The 17,890-nt window shown below is 67.6% G+C and carries 19 protein-coding genes; 9 read left to right on the top strand and 10 right to left on the bottom strand.

The window, feature by feature from the left end; all coding sequences use genetic code 11:
- Positions 1-99: 99 nt before the first annotated feature.
- From DMB37_RS14650 to DMB37_RS14625, 6 genes are all read right to left on the bottom strand, one after another.
- Entirely contained in the window at positions 100-1,074 is a 975-nt protein-coding gene (locus tag DMB37_RS14650) for a glycine betaine ABC transporter substrate-binding protein (protein WP_135233180.1), read from the bottom strand.
- Complete coding sequence (locus DMB37_RS14645) at positions 1,071-1,853, bottom strand: ABC transporter permease (RefSeq protein ID WP_135233179.1); 783 nt, start codon at positions 1,851-1,853, stop codon at positions 1,071-1,073. Before DMB37_RS14645 ends, DMB37_RS14650 begins: the two co-directional genes overlap by 4 nt.
- Complete coding sequence (locus DMB37_RS14640) at positions 1,850-3,049, bottom strand: ABC transporter ATP-binding protein (protein WP_135233178.1); 1,200 nt, start codon at positions 3,047-3,049, stop codon at positions 1,850-1,852. Before DMB37_RS14640 ends, DMB37_RS14645 begins: the two co-directional genes overlap by 4 nt.
- Positions 3,042-3,692 carry an ABC transporter permease gene (locus tag DMB37_RS14635; protein WP_135233177.1) on the bottom strand — a complete coding sequence of 217 codons (651 nt, stop codon included), beginning with the start codon at positions 3,690-3,692 and terminating at the stop codon, positions 3,042-3,044. Before DMB37_RS14635 ends, DMB37_RS14640 begins: the two co-directional genes overlap by 8 nt.
- Positions 3,693-3,797: 105 nt before the next feature.
- Entirely contained in the window at positions 3,798-4,190 is a 393-nt protein-coding gene (locus tag DMB37_RS14630) for a type II toxin-antitoxin system VapC family toxin (RefSeq protein ID WP_135233176.1), read from the bottom strand.
- Entirely contained in the window at positions 4,187-4,444 is a 258-nt protein-coding gene (locus DMB37_RS14625) for a type II toxin-antitoxin system VapB family antitoxin (RefSeq protein WP_167768843.1), read from the bottom strand. The genes DMB37_RS14630 and DMB37_RS14625 overlap by 4 nt, the downstream gene beginning before the upstream one ends.
- A gap of 161 nt (positions 4,445-4,605) precedes the next feature.
- Between DMB37_RS14625 and DMB37_RS14620 the strand changes: the two genes are divergently transcribed.
- From DMB37_RS14620 to DMB37_RS14610, 3 genes are all read left to right on the top strand, one after another.
- Positions 4,606-5,259 carry a CHAP domain-containing protein gene (locus DMB37_RS14620; protein WP_135233175.1) on the top strand — a complete coding sequence of 218 codons (654 nt, stop codon included), beginning with the start codon at positions 4,606-4,608 and terminating at the stop codon, positions 5,257-5,259.
- 211 nt (positions 5,260-5,470) lie between these two features.
- The gene (locus DMB37_RS14615) at positions 5,471-6,685 is read left to right on the top strand and encodes a hypothetical protein (protein WP_240772390.1); all 1,215 of its coding nucleotides are present in this window, start codon (positions 5,471-5,473) and stop codon (positions 6,683-6,685) included.
- A gap of 291 nt (positions 6,686-6,976) precedes the next feature.
- Complete coding sequence (locus DMB37_RS14610; RefSeq protein WP_135233174.1) at positions 6,977-7,687, top strand: DUF1906 domain-containing protein; 711 nt, start codon at positions 6,977-6,979, stop codon at positions 7,685-7,687.
- Between the two features lie 52 nt (positions 7,688-7,739).
- Here the strand turns inward: DMB37_RS14610 and DMB37_RS14605 are convergent, their stop codons facing one another.
- The gene (locus tag DMB37_RS14605; RefSeq protein ID WP_135233173.1) at positions 7,740-8,099 is read right to left on the bottom strand and encodes a hypothetical protein; all 360 of its coding nucleotides are present in this window, start codon (positions 8,097-8,099) and stop codon (positions 7,740-7,742) included.
- Between the two features lie 202 nt (positions 8,100-8,301).
- Positions 8,302-9,084, bottom strand: coding sequence for a hypothetical protein (locus tag DMB37_RS14600; protein ID WP_135233172.1), 783 nt, complete (start codon positions 9,082-9,084; stop codon positions 8,302-8,304).
- A 340-nt stretch (positions 9,085-9,424) separates the two neighbouring features.
- Here DMB37_RS14600 and DMB37_RS14595 point away from each other — a divergent pair, with 340 nt between their 5' ends.
- Positions 9,425-10,651 carry a mannosyltransferase gene (locus DMB37_RS14595; RefSeq protein ID WP_240772530.1) on the top strand — a complete coding sequence of 409 codons (1,227 nt, stop codon included), beginning with the start codon at positions 9,425-9,427 and terminating at the stop codon, positions 10,649-10,651.
- Between the two features lie 6 nt (positions 10,652-10,657).
- Here the strand turns inward: DMB37_RS14595 and DMB37_RS14590 are convergent, their stop codons facing one another.
- Positions 10,658-10,954, bottom strand: coding sequence for a 4a-hydroxytetrahydrobiopterin dehydratase (locus DMB37_RS14590; protein WP_135233170.1), 297 nt, complete (start codon positions 10,952-10,954; stop codon positions 10,658-10,660).
- Positions 10,955-11,130: 176 nt separating this feature from the next.
- Complete coding sequence (locus DMB37_RS40510; RefSeq protein WP_167768842.1) at positions 11,131-11,307, bottom strand: hypothetical protein; 177 nt, start codon at positions 11,305-11,307, stop codon at positions 11,131-11,133.
- A gap of 153 nt (positions 11,308-11,460) precedes the next feature.
- Here DMB37_RS40510 and typA point away from each other — a divergent pair, with 153 nt between their 5' ends.
- The 5 genes from typA (at position 11,461) to DMB37_RS40505 (ending at position 17,883) form a co-directional block, all read left to right on the top strand.
- Entirely contained in the window at positions 11,461-13,359 is a 1,899-nt protein-coding gene (typA, locus tag DMB37_RS14585; RefSeq protein ID WP_135233169.1) for a translational GTPase TypA, read from the top strand.
- 11 nt (positions 13,360-13,370) lie between these two features.
- Positions 13,371-15,158: an ABC transporter family substrate-binding protein gene (locus DMB37_RS14580; RefSeq protein ID WP_240772389.1), complete on the top strand. Its 1,788-nt coding sequence runs from the start codon at positions 13,371-13,373 to the stop codon at positions 15,156-15,158.
- Positions 15,155-16,030 carry an N-acetyl-1-D-myo-inositol-2-amino-2-deoxy-alpha-D-glucopyranoside deacetylase gene (gene mshB, locus DMB37_RS14575; protein ID WP_135237579.1) on the top strand — a complete coding sequence of 292 codons (876 nt, stop codon included), beginning with the start codon at positions 15,155-15,157 and terminating at the stop codon, positions 16,028-16,030. The genes DMB37_RS14580 and mshB overlap by 4 nt, the downstream gene beginning before the upstream one ends.
- Before the next feature lie 179 nt (positions 16,031-16,209).
- The gene (locus tag DMB37_RS14570) at positions 16,210-17,679 is read left to right on the top strand and encodes an amino acid permease (protein WP_135237578.1); all 1,470 of its coding nucleotides are present in this window, start codon (positions 16,210-16,212) and stop codon (positions 17,677-17,679) included.
- A gap of 45 nt (positions 17,680-17,724) precedes the next feature.
- Positions 17,725-17,883: a hypothetical protein gene (locus DMB37_RS40505; protein ID WP_167768841.1), complete on the top strand. Its 159-nt coding sequence runs from the start codon at positions 17,725-17,727 to the stop codon at positions 17,881-17,883.
- Positions 17,884-17,890: the final 7 nt, after the last annotated feature.

The following is a 17,890-nucleotide window of genomic DNA, read 5'->3' as shown; positions in this document are numbered from 1 at the left end:
ACCCGAGAAACGCACCCCCTTTGACTTCCCGCACCCGAAATCGCAAATGATTCGATGTGTGGGGGATCAAAGGGGGTGCGGCCGTTAGGCGTGTGCCGATCACCGAGCGGTGACGAACCCCTGCGCGACCATCCAGTCGCGGGCCACCTCGGCCGGCTCCCGGCCCGCCACGTCGACCTGACGATTCAGCTCGGTGATCTCCGCATTGGTGAGGCGCTGGGAGATCGGCGCCAGGACGGCGGCGACCTGGGGGTGGGCGTCGGCGAAGGACTTCCGCATCACCAGCGCCGCATTATATTTCGGGAAGAAGCCCTGATCATCTTGCAGCAGCACGAGATTCAGGGCGGGAATGCGTCCGTCGGTCGCGGCGACCGAGCCGAACCGGCACTGTTTGGCGTCGGCGGTGGCCTGATAGACCACGGCATCCTGCACGATCTGCTTACGAACCTTGCCCGCGTCGATGTTGTACTTGCGGGCCAGACCGGGGAATCCATCCTGGCGCACGTTGAATTCGGTGCCGACGCAGGTGGCCGCGGCCGCAGGGTCTTTCGCGATCAACGCGGCGTAGTCCGACAGCGTCCGGACGCCGGTCTCCTCGGCGGTACGCGAGCTGGTCACCAGCGCATAGGTGTTGTTCATCGGCGCCATCGCGGTCCACACCATGCCGTGCGCGGCGAGGTCGGCCTCGCGGACTGCCTCGAACTGGCCGACCTCGTCCGGGATCGGGGTCTCCTTGCCGAGGTAATTGATCCAGCCGGTGCCGGTGTAGTCGTAGGCGACATCGATCTGGCCGTGCAGCTGGGCGTCGCGCAGACTGTTGGAGCCCTGGATGTTCGTCAGGTCACGCACCTCGGCACCCGCCGCCGACATGGCGAATTCGATGAGGTAGCCGAGGATGTTCTGCTCGGTGAAGTCCTTGGAGCCCACGATGACTCGGGCGCCTTCGAGTTCGGGAACCGGACCGATGCTGCCCGGACCCACCCGAAGGGGCACCGCGCCACCGGATTCCAGTCCGCAGCCGGCGACCAGCAGCAGCCCGGCCGCCACCGCCAGGCCACGCCACCACCGGTTCACTTGAGCCCCCTCGGTCCGAGGAACTGCTCGGCGAGCGCGCCGAGCCAATCGACCAGCAGGGCGAGCGCGACCGCGAGGACAGCGCCGACCACCAGCGTGACGTTGTCGCGCAGCTTGTAGCCGGTGTCGATGAGGATGCCGAGACCGCCGGCGCTCACCAGGAAGGACAGCGTCGCGGTGCCGACCGCCAGCACCAGCGAGGTGCGCAGGCCTGCCAAGATGTAGGGCACGGCGAGCGGGAACTCGATGCGGCGCAACACCGTTACCGCCGACATGCCCTGGCCGCGCCCGGCGTCGGTGAGGGTCTGATCGACCTGCTGGTAGCCGAGGATGGTGTTGCGCAGCACCGGAAGCAAGGAATAGAACGCGATCGGCGCGACACCGATCCAGAAGCCGGTGGTGCGGGTGGCCAGATAGCACAGCACGATGAGCCCGACGGCCGGTGCGGCCGCGCCGATATTGGCGATGCCGACGAAAACCGGTGCCAGACGGCGGTATCCGGGCCGGGTGAGCAGGGTGCCGAGCGGTACGGCGACCACAACGACGATCAAGACAACGGTCGCCGTGATCACCACGTGCTGCCAGGTGACGGTCATGATGTTGCGGGCATTGAGGCTGGCCTGCTGGGTGGTGGTCAGGTCCCGGGCGAAGGCCCATACCAGCACGCCCGCGGTGAGCAGCAGCACGACCACCGGTTGGATGAGCAGCCGGATGCGTTCGGCCCGGCGCTGGGCGGCGGGCGCGGACGTCGCGGGTGGTGTTCCCGTGGCCGCCGTCACGGCGCGGCCCCCGGTGCGGGCCGGCCGGAGCCGTGCTCGGCGCGCATCGCCGACAGGTGCGCGACCAGCGTGTCGATGGTGATCAGCCCGGCGTACTCGCCGCGCTTGCCGGTGACCACCGCGTTCGCCGTCTGATCGGCGAGCAAGGCCTCCAGCGCGTCCTGCAGGGTCGACCGCAGCGACAGCGGCTCGCCGATCGGTGATCCGGTGCCGCGCAACGAGTTCGCGTGCGCCAGGTGCTCGGAAGATACCCAGCGCAACGGTCGTCGTTGCTTGTCGAGCACCAGTGCCCACGGCCAGTCCTGTCCGGCCAGCGCGGCTCGCAACACCTCGACCGGCTCGTCTTCCGTGGCGGTCGGGCATTGCCCCAGTTCGACATCGCTCACCCGGGTGAGGGTGAGCTGTTTGAGCGACGCGTCCGCGCCGACGAAGCCGGCGACCGTCTCGTCCGCGGGGTCGGCGAGAATCGCCGCCGGAGTGTCGTACTGCAGGATGCGGGACTGGTTGCCCAGCACCGCGATTCGGTCGCCGAGCTTGACCGCCTCGGTGAAATCGTGGGTGACGAAGACGATGGTCTTGCCCAATTCGCCTTGCAGCCGCAGCAATTCGTCTTGCAGCAGGCCGCGGGTGATCGGATCGACCGCGCCGAACGGCTCGTCCATCAGCAGCACCGGCGGGTCGGCGGCGAGCGCGCGGGCGACGCCGACGCGTTGCTGCTGGCCGCCCGACAGCTGTCGGGGGTAGCGATCGCGATAGGTATCGGGATCCAGGCCTACCAGGTCCAGCATCTCGTCGGTGCGGGCGGCGATCTTCTTGCGGTCCCAGCCGATCAGGCCGGGCACCGTCGCGACATTCTTGGCGACCGTCATGTGCGGGAACAAGCCGGCCTGCTGGATCGAGTAGCCGATACCGCGGCGCAGCTGGTCGGGATCTATCGACGCGGCGTCGCGTCCGCCGATGGTGATGGTGCCGGACGTTGGCTCGATCAGCCGGTTGATCATCCGCATGGTGGTGGTCTTGCCGCAGCCGGAAGGCCCGACGAGCACGACGATTTCGCCCGCCGGGATGGTCATCGACACCTGGTCGACGGCCGGATCGCGCTGGCCGGGATAGTGTTTGGTGACGCCGTCGAGCACGATCTCCTCGCCGGACACCGCCGATTCGGTGGCGCCGGAACGGGTTTCGGTGTCAGTCACGAATTCCCCTCGAGGTGGTGAGACGGCCGATCAGGACGTAGATCCCGTCCAGTACGAGCGCGAGGACAACGATCAGCACCGTGCCGACCAGGGCCTGTGGCACCGCGTTCGGGCTACCGAGACGGGCCAGTCCGGAGAAGATCAGGTTGCCGAGCCCCGGTCCCTTGGCGTAGGCGGCGATGGCGAGAATGCCCATGATCAGCTGCGTGCTGACCCGCATGCCCGCCAAGACGGCGGGCCAGGCGAGGGGGAGTTCGATGGCGGTGAGTATCCGCAGCCGGTTCATGCCGACGCCGCGGGCCGCGTCCGTGACCGTGGGATCCACCGAGGACAGGCCGATGATGGTGTTGCGCAGGATCGGCAGCAGGGCATAGAGCACCAGCGCGGTGATCGTCGGGGCGACACCGAGGCCGAGTATCGGGATCAGCAGGCCGAGCAGTGCGAACGACGGGACGGTGAGGATGGCGCTTGCCACGGCCGTCGCGATCGAGGAGCCGAGCGGGCTGCGGTGCACCAGGATGCCGATCAGCACCGCGACGATCGTCGCGAGCAGCACCGACTGCACCACCGCCGACACATGCAGGTAGGAGTCGATGAGCAGCTGATGTCGCCGGTGTACTACGAAGGTCCACAGCGTGTCCAGGGTCGTACCTCCCCGTCGCCCGGTGTCCTGGGAGGGTAGCGCGGATTCGGTTCGCCCGGACGGTATTCCGGGCGGCGGCGCGCCGCCCGGAATCGAGCTCCGAGGTCAGACCGCGGATCGGATATCGGTGTGGCCGAAGTCGTTGCCCTTGTACAGCAGCGGCTTCTTGGTGACGGTGGCGAGTGCGTAGGCGAAGCAGTCGCCGAGGTTGAGTTGTGCCTTGTGTCCGCTGCCCTTGCCGAAATCGCGATACGCAGCACGTGCGATAGCGGCCTGCTCCAGCGAGACGGGAGCGAGCTCGATGTCGCCGTCGTTGATCAACTCCGCGAACCGGCGCGCGATGATCGGGTCCGGACTGCGATCTACTTTGATCGCCACTTCGAAGTGGTTGACCACCGACATCGACCGGCTCTCCGCCGAATCGAGTGCATCGATGAAGCTGCCTCGTTCGGGTTCCTGGTTGATGATGGCGAGCAGAGCCGATGCGTCGACGATCATGCGGGCAGCCCCTGATCGTCGTAGAGATCATCGGTGGTCAGCAAGGTGCGGGTCTCCGGTGTCATCCTGGCGTCGATATCCGCCACGATCTCCCAGAGCCGAGCCTTTCGGGTCTGTCGTGCCGCTTCGCGCTCGGCATCCAGTTCCTTCAACATGCGTTTCAGTGCCTCCTCGACAACGCTGGTTTGGGACATCCCCGTCCGCTCCGCTGCCTCACGCACCAAGGCGTGCACCTTCTCATTTTTTATGTTCAAGCCCATTGGATTCTACCTTCCGTGGACCGGGATGGTAGACACTCTACCCTGGTACCCCTATTCAGGGAAATAATTATTCGAGCGGGAACCCGACGGCCGCCTCGTTCGTCCAACTCAGCAAGGACCAACGACGGTCGCGAGCACGATGAACCGGGGGAGAGATGGTGGAGCGACAGGTCAGCGCCTCGCATCGGGTGCGTTCCTACAGCGCAGGCGCCAGGCACGGCCGCCCGGACCGGCGCACCGGCCCGTGGCTCGCGGTGGCGCTGGTAGTCATCGCGCTCGTGGTGGCGGGTGCGTTGGGAGTGCGCTGGTGGCAAGACCATTCGAACCCGGCCGCGATCGTCGGGCAGCGCGGCACCGAGTTCCCGGTGATCGACCGGTCGACGCTGGACCAGACGCAGGCTCGAATCGTCGCGGTGGCAGAGCGGGAGTTCCGTAGCCCGGGCGCAGGCACCAAGTACGCCGAAGGGGTGACCGAACCGTGGTGCGCGGACTTCGTGAGCTGGGTGATGCGCGAAGCAGGCGCACCGCTGGCGAACCCGAATTCGGGCTCGTGGCGAATACCTGGGGTCTACACCCTGCGGGAGTACTACGCGAGCGCCGGAAGGTTCGCGCCCATCGGCTACCAGCCACGCACCGGCGACGTCCTGCTATACGACGGCACCAGCCCGTTCGGTCAGCACACCAATATCGTGCTGAAGTCCGACGCAGGCACCGTGACGACCATCGGCGGAAACGAGTTCGGGGAGATCAGCATCCACACGTTCCCGTTGGCGGCGGCCGGGGGAATTGTCGGATTCGGGCGATTGTGAGAACCGTTGTCGGCCAACGACGGTCGGTGCGGGGTGCGCGAGTCGGGCGAGCCGCGGTGATAGCCCTACGATAGAAGTGGCGGCGCCCGGCAGCGCCGTCGCCGATCCCCGCCCTGCCTCCCCCTCATCGGCAGGACGGGGATCTCGGGTTCAGACTCGTGCAAGTTCCGGGCAATGTCGGTCGCGTAGCGTGTCGAGTGTCCATCGAGAGGTGAGGGTTCCGGAACATCTGATGCAGCCGACCGACGAAACGAGCAGCGATCCCGCCTGGATCGACTATGCCGACTTCGGCGAGCGCTTCGTCACCGCCGCGGTGACGAAGGACCGGATCGAGGCCGCGGTGGCCGGGATGACCGGCCGCGGCATGACGATCGGCCCGTTCTCGCTGGGTCCGGCCGGCCTCGCAGGCTTCGTCGCCGAGGGCAAGGTCGGTAAGCCGGAGGTGGTGCACAGCGGCCCTCACGTCACCTTCGAGGTCACTGTTCCGGTGTCGTTGGCACTCAAGGTGATGCTCGGCGGCAAGAAGTTGCGGCTGGAGGCACGCGTCGAGATCGACCTGACCCTGCACGCGCGCACCGCCGATCCGCTGCTGATCGTCATCGACATCCCGCCGGTCACCCCGTCGGATGTCAGCTTCGTACTGCGCGCCCAGGCGGTGGACGCGGCCGGAGAAGTGCTGCTCGACCCGATCGCGGGGCTGGTGCAACGTGAGGTCGCCGCCCGGGTGAACGGCATGCTCGCCGACGCGCAGGCACGGCGCAGCCGGGTCTTCGATGTCGAGGCCATCGTGAGCGGTACCCCCTCGGCGCGCCGCGAGCAGGCCGAGTTCGACTGGATCGGCTACGACGAATTCGGGCACCGATTCTTCTCCCACATCGTCACCCGGGATCGGGTGTTCGACGTGGTGGAGCGGCTGGCAGGCCGGCCGATCGAGGTCGGTCCGCTCAAGACCGGGCCGGGAAAATCGGCGACCGTCACCGTGCGCGGCAATGTTCGCGTGCCGCAGCTGGCCGACAAGGCAGATACACCACGCGCTTTCGACTTGACGCTGCCGGTCAGCCTCGACATCACCGTGGACGTGCTGAAGGCCAATCGCTATCGCGCCGATGTGGAGGTGCCGCTGGTGTTGACCGCGCGCGCCGCCGACCCGCTGCTCATCGTGATCGACGTGCCGCCGCCGGACCCGGACGATATCCGGCTGGAGTTCAAGGCGCACGGTGTTCGCGCCGCGACGCTCGGTGCGCTCGCGGGGATCAAGAAGCAGGTGGTCGCCCAGGTCGCCGGGGTGGTGCGGAAAGAGCTCGCCGACAGCTCGGGCCGGACCATAGACGTCGCCGCTCGGATCGGGTCGTCGGCTCCCCGAAGTGCTCCTGGCTCCTCCGCATCCGCAGCGGCCGACTCGGCAGAGGCGTCCAGCCGGTCTTAGCCGCGGGTAACGCTCGCCGGTGACAGCCGCGTGCCGATGCCCGGGAGTAACCGATTCCTGCGAAGCCGAGGCTTCGCGAAATCCAGCGCGCCGGATTCCGGTAGCCCGTGCCCTAAGCAGGTCGATCCATGTGACCAATGTGAAAGGGTATATCCGGTGGGTCTGGCGGTTCCCATGTGAATATGGTGAAATAAGTACACGTTCGAGGCTCCCGGCGCGCACACAATGTTTGGGGAAGGTGCGCCGGGCACGCTGCCAGCCATAGTCGGGGTTGCGCGAAGGAGTCCTGCGATGCGTTCTAGTTCGGTGTCCCGGCGTGAGCTATTCGGGTATGCCGCGGCTGCGGCCGCACTCGGCATCACCGCCGCGGCGACGCCCGCCACTGCCGCCGATGCCTACGGCACCCTCATCGACTACTCGGGCGGCGTGCCGTCGGCGGAGTCGATCAGGGACGCGGGGCATCTCGGCGTGATCAGGTACGTCTCCGACCGGCGTCCCGGCGCGGAATGGATGGCGGGCAAGCCGCTGCGCGCCGACGAGGTGGACCAGCTGCACGAGACCGGCCTGCACATCGTGTCCTGCTATCAATTCGGCAAGGGGCCCACCGCCGACTGGCGCGGCGGACTGGAGGCAGGCAAGAAGCACGCCCAGCGCGGGCTCGACTTGCACCGTGCCGCAGGCGGTCCCGACAACGTGCCGATCTACGCCTCCATCGACGACAACCCGACCGCGGTCGAGTTCGCAACCATGATCGCGCCCTATCTGCTCGGCTGGGAGTCGGTGCTCGGCAAGGAGAACACCGGCATGTACGCCAACGCGCCCACCATCGAACTGGCCCGCGTCGCAGGCCTGGGTTCCTGGTACTGGCAACACAATTGGGGCTCCAAGGGCGTCGTGCACCCCGCCGCCCACCTGCACCAGTTCGAGATCGACAAGCGCTCACTGGACGGCATCGGCATCGACCTCAACAACATCCTCGCCGCCGACTTCGGCCAGTGGTAGCCCGCCGGAGGTAGACCCTCGAGTCCCATCCGGCCGGACCTCAGCACGGGACCTAAGTTTGGCAGTGGCTCAGCGGCTCTTCGCGCAGGTCGGGTTCCTCATCGGGCACCACCCGCAACGTCGGACGCGTGTCCGGAGCCTCGTGGTCGCCGAGCCAGGAGAACAGCGACCACCGGGACAAACCGGAGAACGCCGAGCCCAGGCTGGTGAACGAGAACGAGGAGATGGCCGACCCGAACGAGCCGATGGAGCCGATGGACAGCACCGAGCCGACGCTGCCGATCGAGAGGATCGAGTAGGCCGAGCCGATGGACAGGATGGAGCCCTCGGATCGGATGGACAGTATCGATCGATGCGAGCGCCTGCTCCGGATGGAGCGGCCGGGCCGTATCGAATGTTCGATCGTCGCCATAGTTAGCGGTCTACCACAATCGGCACCGCCGCATGCGTCGTTCCGGCGGCCGGGTTGCCGTTTCGAGTGATTCCGTGCCAACAGATTTCGTGAGCACATGGGTAACTCGTCGGGCACGCCCAGAAATCCTGGGCGCCCAGCCGCCGGCCCGCGAGGGGACTGACGAGGCTCTTACGACCGGCAAAAGGCGCGCAGAGGCGGACTAGACGGTGAAGAATCCGAGCGTCGGGAGGAAAGAGCAGGTGCGCGGGTCCGCGTCGTCGGCCTTGGTGGTCAGCGAGCCGGACACCACCGCGACGACCCGGCCGGAACCGGTGTCGGCGATCGCGGACAGCGTGGCCGGGCCACCGGGGTTGATCTTGGCCTCGTCGGTCAGCGGCTGGAAACCGGTCTGCCGGGTATCCAGGTTCATCCACTGCACCGTCATCGGCGGGTTCTGCTCCGCTGTCGGCGCCTTGGTGCCGAGCGCGGTGAACACGAACCCGGCCTGACCGGCCTTCGGTCCGGGCGGCGGCAGCTGGGCCGGGCCGGACACGGCGAGCGCGGTACCGATCGAGTCGGCGGTCGGGCCGATGCAGCCCTTGCCGATGGTCGGGTACAGGAACTGGGCGATGACCGGGCCGTCCTGCGGCAGTTCGGGGCCACCGCCACCGCTGCCGTCCAGGAAGGTGATGATCCGTTCCAGGGTGGACTTGATCTGCGGCGGCAGGCCCAGCGTCGCGAGCAGCCTGCGGGCTTGATCGAGGATGGCGGACTGCGGACCAGCCGCGATATCGGCGGGGCCGGCGATCGAACCGATGATGGCGGGGGCCAGGGCGGCGAGGGCGTCGATCGGGACGCCTTCCGGAACCATCGGCACGGTGTTCGGGGACGCCGCAGGCGCGGGCGCGGGCGCCGCGACTGCTGTCGTCGGCGCGGCAAGCGTGGCACTCGCCGCGATGGCGAGCGCGGACAATGCAATCCGCGATCCTCGGGTGCGAAGCACTGGTCTAGCCGTCCTTACCTCGGGTACATCTGGGGCCGATGCTGAAAAGCCATCGTTTCGGGGGTCACTCTAGGGACATCGCGGCTATGTGTACAGCTGCAGCGCCCTACTGATGGTGCGGACGATCAGTGTTATCAGACGTTAGCGCGCCCCAGGTGTTACTGGTGTTAAAGGTGATGCAAATGTTATCAGTGATTCCCATGGAGCCACTGACGCCAGGGTGCGACGACCGGGATCGACGCTGCGGTTAATCTAGTCGCAGCCGTCCATCCTTGTCGCCGAACACTCGCATCGCCGGGTGCCGGGCCGACGTACCGCACCCGAGTCGAAAGCCTGCGATTTGAACCGTCAACTCCGATGGGCTGTCTCGGCACTCGGTCTGTCCGTGCTGGCCAGGCTGCTCTGGATGTTCTTGAACAAGAACGGGATCAACGTCGTCGACCTCCACGTGTACGTGGACGGCTCGGCGTCGCTGCTGACCGACCGGCTCTACGACTTCACCTACGCGGAGAAGACCCCGGACTTCCCGCTGCCGTTCACCTATCCACCGTTCGCGGCGCTGGTGTTCTTCCCGCTGCACTATCTGCCCTTCACGGTCGTCGCCGTCGGCTGGTTGCTGGCCACCGTCGCCGCGCTCTACGTCGTCGTGCGGATCGCGCTGGAGTTGATCCTCGGCACGGAGCGGGTGCGCGAGCCGGGCTGGCAGGCCGCCGCCGTCGGCTGGACCGCGCTGGGCCTGTGGATGGAGCCGGTGCGAACCACGATCGACTACGGCCAGGTCAATGTCTTCCTGGTGCTCGGCGCGATGGTCGCGGTGCGCAGCTCACGGTGGTGGCTGTCCGGCGGGCTGATCGGTGTCATCGCCGGGATCAAGCTGACCCCGGCGATCAGCGGTCTGTACTTCGTCGCGCAGCGGCGCTGGCTCACCGTGGTGTGGTCGGCGGTGGTGTTCGGCGCGACGGTCGGGATCAGCTTTCTGATCGCCCCGCACATGGCGGACCACTACTTCGGCAAGCTGCTCGGCAAGGCCGACCGGATCGGTCCCGTCGGCTCGGTGTGGAACCAGTCGCTGCGCGGCGCGCTGAGCCGGATCCTGGGGTACGACGTGGAATCCGGCCCGTGGTGGCTGGCGGGGGTCGTGGTTGTCGCGGTGCTCGCCCTGCTGGCCTGGCGGGCACTCGCCTTCGACGACCGGATGGGCACGCTGATCGTGGTGCAGATGTTCGGGCTGCTCGTTTCGCCGATCTCCTGGTCGCACCACTGGGTCTGGCTGCTGCCCACGGTGTTGTGGCTGCTCTACGGTCCGCTGCGGCAGGCGCCCGGCGCCAAGATCATGGCGGGCTACTGGCTGGTGACCACGTTGATCGGGGTGCCGTGGGTGCTCTCGTTCGCCCAGGACTCGATCTGGACCATCCCGCGACCGGCCGTGCTCGCCTGGCTCGGCACGGTGAACGTGCTCGGGGCGCTGGCGTTCTTCGTTTGGGTGATCAAGGTCGGGCGTCGCCCGCAAGCGGACCCGCCGGAGACGGCGCGCGTGCTCGCCGGAGGCCGCACGCGCGCCGCTTAGGGGGTATCAGGCGAGCTCGGCGGTCAACTGGTCGATCTTGCGGGCCAGCTCGACGTCCAGCGCGGTGAGACCGCCGGAATCATGGGTGGACAGCGCGAACCGCACCTTGCGCCAGCGGATATCGATATCGGGGTGATGGTTGGCGGTCTCGGCCGCTTCGGCGACCTGACGGACCAGCTCGATGCCGGCGAGGAAGGTCGGCGCTTGGACGGTACGGGTCAGGACATCGCCGTCCCTGGTCCAGTCCGGCAGTTCGGTCAGTGCCTCGGCGAGTTCGGTTTCGGTCAGCAACGGAGCGCTCACGACTGCGCCTCGCTGACGCTCGGCTCCGCCGTAACCGCTCTGGTGGCTGTGTCTCTGGTTCGCTCGCTACGCTCGCTCATAACCCGGTTCTACTCCTGTGCCGGGAGTGATGTCCGTCATTGTCGGATCAGCCGAGCGCAGCGGGTCGCGCGGGCCGGCGCGGCGGCGCGAAAAGGTCAGGCGGCGCGCGCCTGCTTGAGCGCCTTCTTCAGGTCTTTGCCGCAGATGCCTGCGGCTTCGCACTTCTTCATACGCATAATGACCACAGGGCATTTCAGGCAGCGCGTCTTTTTTCGACAGCACTTTTTCTTCGGTTTCAAGCGTGAAACCTGCTTAGCCTTGACCTTGCCCATGTCGGTTAGCATACCCTTAGTACGGTGCCTGAAGCGTTGGGGTGACCCGAACGCAGGTAGGGTGTATATGGCCGCAATGCCCGGTGAGTTTCGATTCTCCACCTGTTTGCAGGGGTCGGCCGGTACCAACACCTAACAGCAGGAGGATTCAGCGTGTCGTCTGCGCGCGATTTTCGCAACGTCGCCATCGTGGCCCACGTCGACCACGGTAAGACGACGCTGGTCGACGCCATGCTCCGCCAATCCGGCGCCTTCGCCGAACGAGCCGAGCTCGTCGATCGGGTGATGGACTCCGGTGATCTGGAGCGCGAGAAGGGCATCACCATTCTCGCCAAGAACACCGCGGTGCATAAGCACCACCCGGACGGTTCCGTCACCGTCATCAACGTGATCGACACACCGGGCCACGCCGACTTCGGTGGTGAGGTCGAACGCGGCCTGTCCATGGTCGACGGTGTCGTGCTGCTGGTCGACGCCTCCGAGGGGCCGCTGCCGCAGACCCGGTTCGTGCTGCGTAAGGCACTCGCCGCGTCGTTGCCGGTGATCCTGGTGGTCAACAAGACCGACCGTCCCGACGCCCGGATCGAGGAGGTCGTCGAGGAGAGCCACGACCTGCTGCTCGACCTGGCCTCCGACCTGGACGACTCCGCCGCCGAGGCCGCCGAGCTCGCGCTCGACCTGCCGGTGCTCTACGCCTCCGGCCGTGAGGGCAAGGCGTCGAAGGAGCGTCCGGAGAACGGGCACGCCCCCGACGCGGAGAACCTCGACGCACTGTTCGACGTGCTGCTCAACAACATCCCGGCGCCCAAGGGCGATCCGGCCGCGCCGCTGCAGGCGCACGTCACCAACCTGGACGCCTCGGCGTTCCTCGGCCGCCTCGCGCTGGTCCGCATCTACCAGGGCGAGCTGCGCAAGGGCCAGAACGTCGCGTGGATGCACGCCGACGGCGTCAAGCAGGTGAAGATCACCGAGCTGCTGCAGACGATCGGTGTCGAGCGGCAGCCCGGCGAGGTCGCCGTGGCCGGTGACATCGTCGCCATCGCGGGCATCCCGGAGATCATGATCGGCGACACCCTCGCCGATACCGACAACCCGGTCGCACTGCCGCGCATCACCGTCGACGAGCCCGCCATCTCGGTGACCATCGGCACCAACACCTCGCCGCTGGTCGGCCGGGTGCAGGGCCACAAGCTCACCGCCCGCATGGTGAAGTCGCGGCTGGACCAGGAACTGGTCGGCAACGTCTCGCTGCGGGTGCTCGACATCGGCCGTCCGGACGCCTGGGAGGTGCAGGGCCGTGGTGAGCTCGCGCTGGCCATCCTGGTCGAGCAGATGCGCCGCGAGGGCTTCGAGCTGACCGTCGGCAAGCCGCAGGTGGTCACCAAGCAGGTCGACGGCAAGGTGCACGAGCCCTACGAAGAGCTCACCATCGACTGCCCCGACGAGTACCTCGGTGCGGTCACCCAGCTGCTGGCCGCCCGCAAGGGCAAGATGGTGCAGATGGCCAACCACAGCGCGGGCTGGGTGCGGATGGAGTTCATCGTCCCGTCGCGCGGCCTGATCGGTTTCCGCACCGACTTCCTCACCGAGACCCGAGGCACCGGCATCGCCAACGCCGTGTCGCACGGCTACGCACCGTGGGCAGGCGAGATCCGGGCCAGGCACACCGGTGCGCTGGTGTCGGACCGGGCAGGCACGGTGACCCCGTTCGCGATGATCCAGCTCGCCGACCGCGGCCAGTTCTTCGTCGAGCCGGGCGCGGACACCTACGAGGGCATGGTCGTCGGCATCAACCCGCGCGCCGAGGACCTCGACATCAACGTGACCCGCGAGAAGAAGCTGACCAACATGCGCAGCTCGACCGCGGACGTGTTCGAGACGCTGGCCAAGCCGCTGCAGCTCGATCTGGAAGCCGCGATGGAGTTCTGTGCCGACGACGAGTGTGTCGAGGTCACCCCGGAGGTGGTCCGGGTGCGCAAGGTGATCCTTGGCGCGACCGAGCGTGGTCGCGAACTGTCGCGCCGGAAGGCTCGGGACCGGGCCGCGCTGTAAATCGCGGTAGAGTGCGCAGCGTGAGCTCGGGGGCTGTATCTGGTCGCGCCACGTGGCGCACGCTGCTGGTCATCGTGACGGCATCGTTGACGGTGTTCGCCGGTTGCACGGCGAACCCGCCACCGCCGATCGAGAGCACCGACAGCCCGAAGACTACGCCCGCCAAACCGGGCAAGACCACGGTGGTCGCCGCGATCGACACCATCGGTATCGGCTTCAATCCGCACCTGCGTTCGGATCAGTCGCCGGCCACGGCGGCGTTGAGCTCGATGGTGCTGCCGAGCCCGTTCCGTCCGGTGCCGAACCCGGTGGCGCCCAACGTCACCGACTGGGTGCCGGACACCTCGCTGATCAGCACGGCCGATGTCACCGCGCAGGAGCCGTTCACCATCACCTACACGCTGCGCAACGAGGCGAACTGGTCCGACGGCGCGCCGATCGCCGCCGAGGACTTCCAGTTCCTGTGGCAGCAGATGATTTCGCAACCCGGTGTGGTCGACACGGCGGGCTACCGGTTGATCACCGACATCGGCTCCGCCGGCGGCGGCAAGACGGTGACGGTGACGATGCGCGAGCCGTACCCGGCGTGGCGGCAGCTGTTCGCCAATCTGCTGCCGTCGCATCTGATGAAGGACTCGCCCGGCGGCTTCCAGGACGGCTGGGTGCAGAGCATCCGGGTGTCGGGCGCGCAGTTCACGATCAAGAACATCGACCGCGGCCGCGAGGAGATCCTGCTCGAGCGCAACGCCCGCTTCTGGGGCACCCCGGCCGCGCCGGACGAGATCCTGTTGCGGCGCGGCGGAACTCCCGCGCAGCTGGCGGAGTCGCTGCGCACCAACGACGCGCAGATGACGCTGGTGCACGGCGGGGTCGCGACGCAGGCGCAACTAGCCGCCATCCCGTCGGTGCGCACCGCGATCATGCCGCAGTCGCGGGTGCTGCAACTCGCGCTCAACGGCCGGACCGGTCCGGTGAGCGATATCCGGGTCCGCCGCGCGGTGCTCGCACTGCTCGATCCCGCGCTGCTGGCCACGGTCGGCGCGCAGACCGGCGGCTGGGTGGAACCGGCTCGCGCGCAAATACTTTCACCGTCCGACCCCGGCTACGCGCCGACCGCCCCGCCGCGCCCACCCGCCGAGGAAGCCTTCGCGCTGCTCGCGGACGCGGGCTATGGCCGTGCGCCGGAGCCGCCGCCGGTGAATTCGCCGACCTCGCCCGCGCCGACCCCGCGGCCGGTCGCGAAAAACGGTAAGTCGCTGACGATGCGGATCGGCGCGGTGGAGGGCGACCTCACCGCGCTCGCCGTCGCGAACACGGCCGCCGACCAATTGCGCAGTGCCGGAATCGATGCCACGGTGCGTAGCGTGGCCGCCGATCAGCTGTACGGCCGCGAGCTCGTCGAAGGCACGGTCGACGCGATAGTCGGCTGGGAGCGTGCGGGTTCCGATCCGGCCACCGTGCTCGCCTCCCGATATGGTTGCCCGCCACCGGATCCCGGCACGGGTACCGCGGGAACCGCGCAGCAGAGCGCGGATCCGGCGCGGCGCGCGCCCGCCAACCTGTCCGGAGTGTGCGACCCGGCGCTGCAGTTCCCGATCGATGAAGCATTGCGCGGCATCGAGACCGGCCGGGTTATCGCCGAGGCCGAGCCCAAGCTGTGGGAGCTGGCCACGGTGCTGCCGATCGTGCAGGACAACCTCGTCGCCGCGGCAGGCCCCCGGGTCGACGGTGCGTCGCTCAGCGGCAGCATCCAGGTCGGCATCTTCGGTGACGCCGGACAGTGGCGAAAGATCCAATGACCGGCGGTCTGCTGCTGGTGCACGCGCACCCGGACGACGAATCCATCACCACCGGCGGCACCATCGCGCACTACCGCCGCCGCGGCGTGCCGGTGACCGTGCTGACCTGCACCCTCGGCGAAGAGGGTGAGGTGATCGGGGACGAGTGGGCACAGCTCACCGCCGACCGCGCCGATCAGCTCGGTGGCTACCGCATCCTCGAACTGACCAGGGCATTGCAGGCTCTGGACGCCGCGCCGCCGCGCTTCCTCGGCGGGGCGGGGCACTGGCGGGATTCCGGCATGGCGGGCACCCCGGCGGCGGACAAGCCGCGCGTCTTCGTGAAATCCGGCGACGAAGCGGTGCAGGCGCTGACCGAGGTGATCCTGGAACTGCGGCCCCAGGTGGTGATCACCTACGACCCGAACGGCGGCTACGGCCACCCCGACCACATTCGCGCCAACCAGATCACCACGGCCGCGATACCCGCCGCGGCCGAACGCGGGTGGGACACACCGAAGTTCTACTGGACCGTCACCGACACCGACATGCTGCGCCAGCACACGGCCGCGCTGGCCAAGCGCACCGTGGACGGGCTGCCCGGCAGGCTGCCGCCGGGCTGGCGGCTGCCGGCCGAGGGTGAGCTCGCCAGTGTGCCGAGCCGCACCGTGACGACCACCCTCGACGTGTCCGACGCGCTGGCCGCCAAACGCGCCGCGCTGCGTGCGCACGCGACCCAGGTGACGGTGGCGCCGTCCGGTCGCGAATTCGCGCTGTCCAACAATGTTGCTCAGCCGGTACTGCCGGAGGAGTGCTTCGTCCTGGTGCGTGGTCACCGGGGCCCGGTCGGAGCGGACGGCCGTGAACATGATCTGTTAGCCGGGCTTGAATAGTGAACTTCTGTCGATTGTCCGGCTAGCCTTCCGCAGTTCCTGCCATATCACGGCATAATCACCGAATGCCTCCTGATCTGCGAATATTCGTAGCTTGAGGGTTGCTGTAACCCCGAAAACTTTCGCCGGGTACCGTTCCCGTGATCTCGAATTCATCGATGTGGAGGGCGAAGCGGTTCATGACGGCGGTCGGCGACAAGGCGCACCTCAGCATCGAGGACGAGGGGTACCACAAGAGTCTCAAGCCGCGGCAGTTGCAGATGATCGCCATCGGTGGCGCCATCGGCACGGGGCTGTTCCTCGGCGCGGGCGGCAGGCTCGCCAACGCGGGACCGGGCCTGTTCCTCGTCTACGGCGTCTGCGGATTCTTCGCGTTCCTCATCCTGCGCGCGCTCGGTGAACTCGTGCTGCATCGGCCCTCGTCCGGGTCGTTCGTCTCCTACGCGCGCGAGTTCTTCGGCGAGAAGGCCGCGTTCGTGGCCGGCTGGATGTACTTCCTCAACTGGTCGATGACCGGCATCGCCGACACCACCGCCATCGCCCAGTACTTCCACTACTGGTCCGGGTTCAGCAGCATCCCGCAGTGGCTGCTCGCGCTCATCGCACTGGTCGTGGTGCTCAGCATCAACCTGATCTCGGTGAAGTGGTTCGGCGAGATGGAGTTCTGGGCCGCGCTGGTCAAGGTGTTCGCGCTGAGCGCGTTCCTGATCGTCGGCACCATCTTCCTCATCGGCCGCTTCACCGTGCAGGGACACCCGACCGGGCCGAGCGTGATCGCGGAGAGCGGCGGCCTGTTCCCGACCGGCGTGCTGCCGCTGGTCGTCGTGGTCTCCGGCGTCGTGTTCGCCTACGCCGCGGTCGAATTGGTCGGCACGGCGGCGGGCGAGACGGAGAACCCGGCCAAAATCATGCCGCGCGCGATCAACTCGGTGATCGCCCGCATCGCCATCTTCTACGTCGGCTCGCTGGTCCTGCTCGGCCTGCTGCTGCCTTACACCGCGTACACGGCCAAGGAAAGCCCGTTCGTCACCTTCTTCACCATGCTCGGCGTGCCCGGCATCGGCAGCGTGATGAACCTGGTGGTACTCACCGCAGCGTTCTCCAGCCTCAACGCCGGGCTGTACTCGACCGGCCGCATCCTGCGGTCCATGTCGATGAACGGCAGCGCGCCGAAGTTCACCGGCGTGATGGGGCGCAACGGCGTTCCCTACGGCGGCATCCTGCTGACCAGCCTGATCGCGCTCGTCGGCATCGCACTCAACGGTGTGGTGCCGGACCGGGCCTTCGAGATCGTGCTGAACATGGCCTCGCTCGGCATCGTCGCCTCCTGGGCCACCATCGTGCTGTGCCAGTTGCAGCTGTGGCGGTGGTGCCAGCAGGGCAAGGCGGAGCGGCCGTCGTTCCGCATGTTCGGCGCGCCCTATACGGGCCTGCTGACGCTGGTGTTCCTGTTCTTCGTGGTGGTGCTGACCGGTTTCGACTACCCGGTGGGCACCTGGACCGTCGCCTCGCTGGCGTTGATCATCCCGATGCTGATCGTCGGCTGGCTGGTCGCGCGCAAGCGGGTGCTGTCCATCGCCGAGCAGCGCGCGGGCTACACCGGCGAGTTCCCGGTGGTCGCCAACATCCCGATGGATGGGGACAAGTGATCATGCGGGTCCCGCCCGCGGCAACGCCGGAATAGACTCGTTCGCATGTACAACTGGTCGGTCCAGGACGCGATCGTCGCGTTCGTGGACAGCATGAAGCCGAACTGGCAGGCGCAACACGACCTGTACCTGAGGGTGCTGTACGGGTTCGTCGATATGCAGAGCCACCTGCTGACCCTCCTCGGCTTCCCACCGGTGCCGTGAGGGCGGC

The sequence above is a fragment of the Nocardia sp. CS682 genome (assembly GCF_004634405.1).
GTDB lineage: Bacteria > Actinomycetota > Actinomycetes > Mycobacteriales > Mycobacteriaceae > Nocardia > Nocardia ninae.
This window is presented reverse-complemented; position numbering and strand designations above follow the sequence as displayed.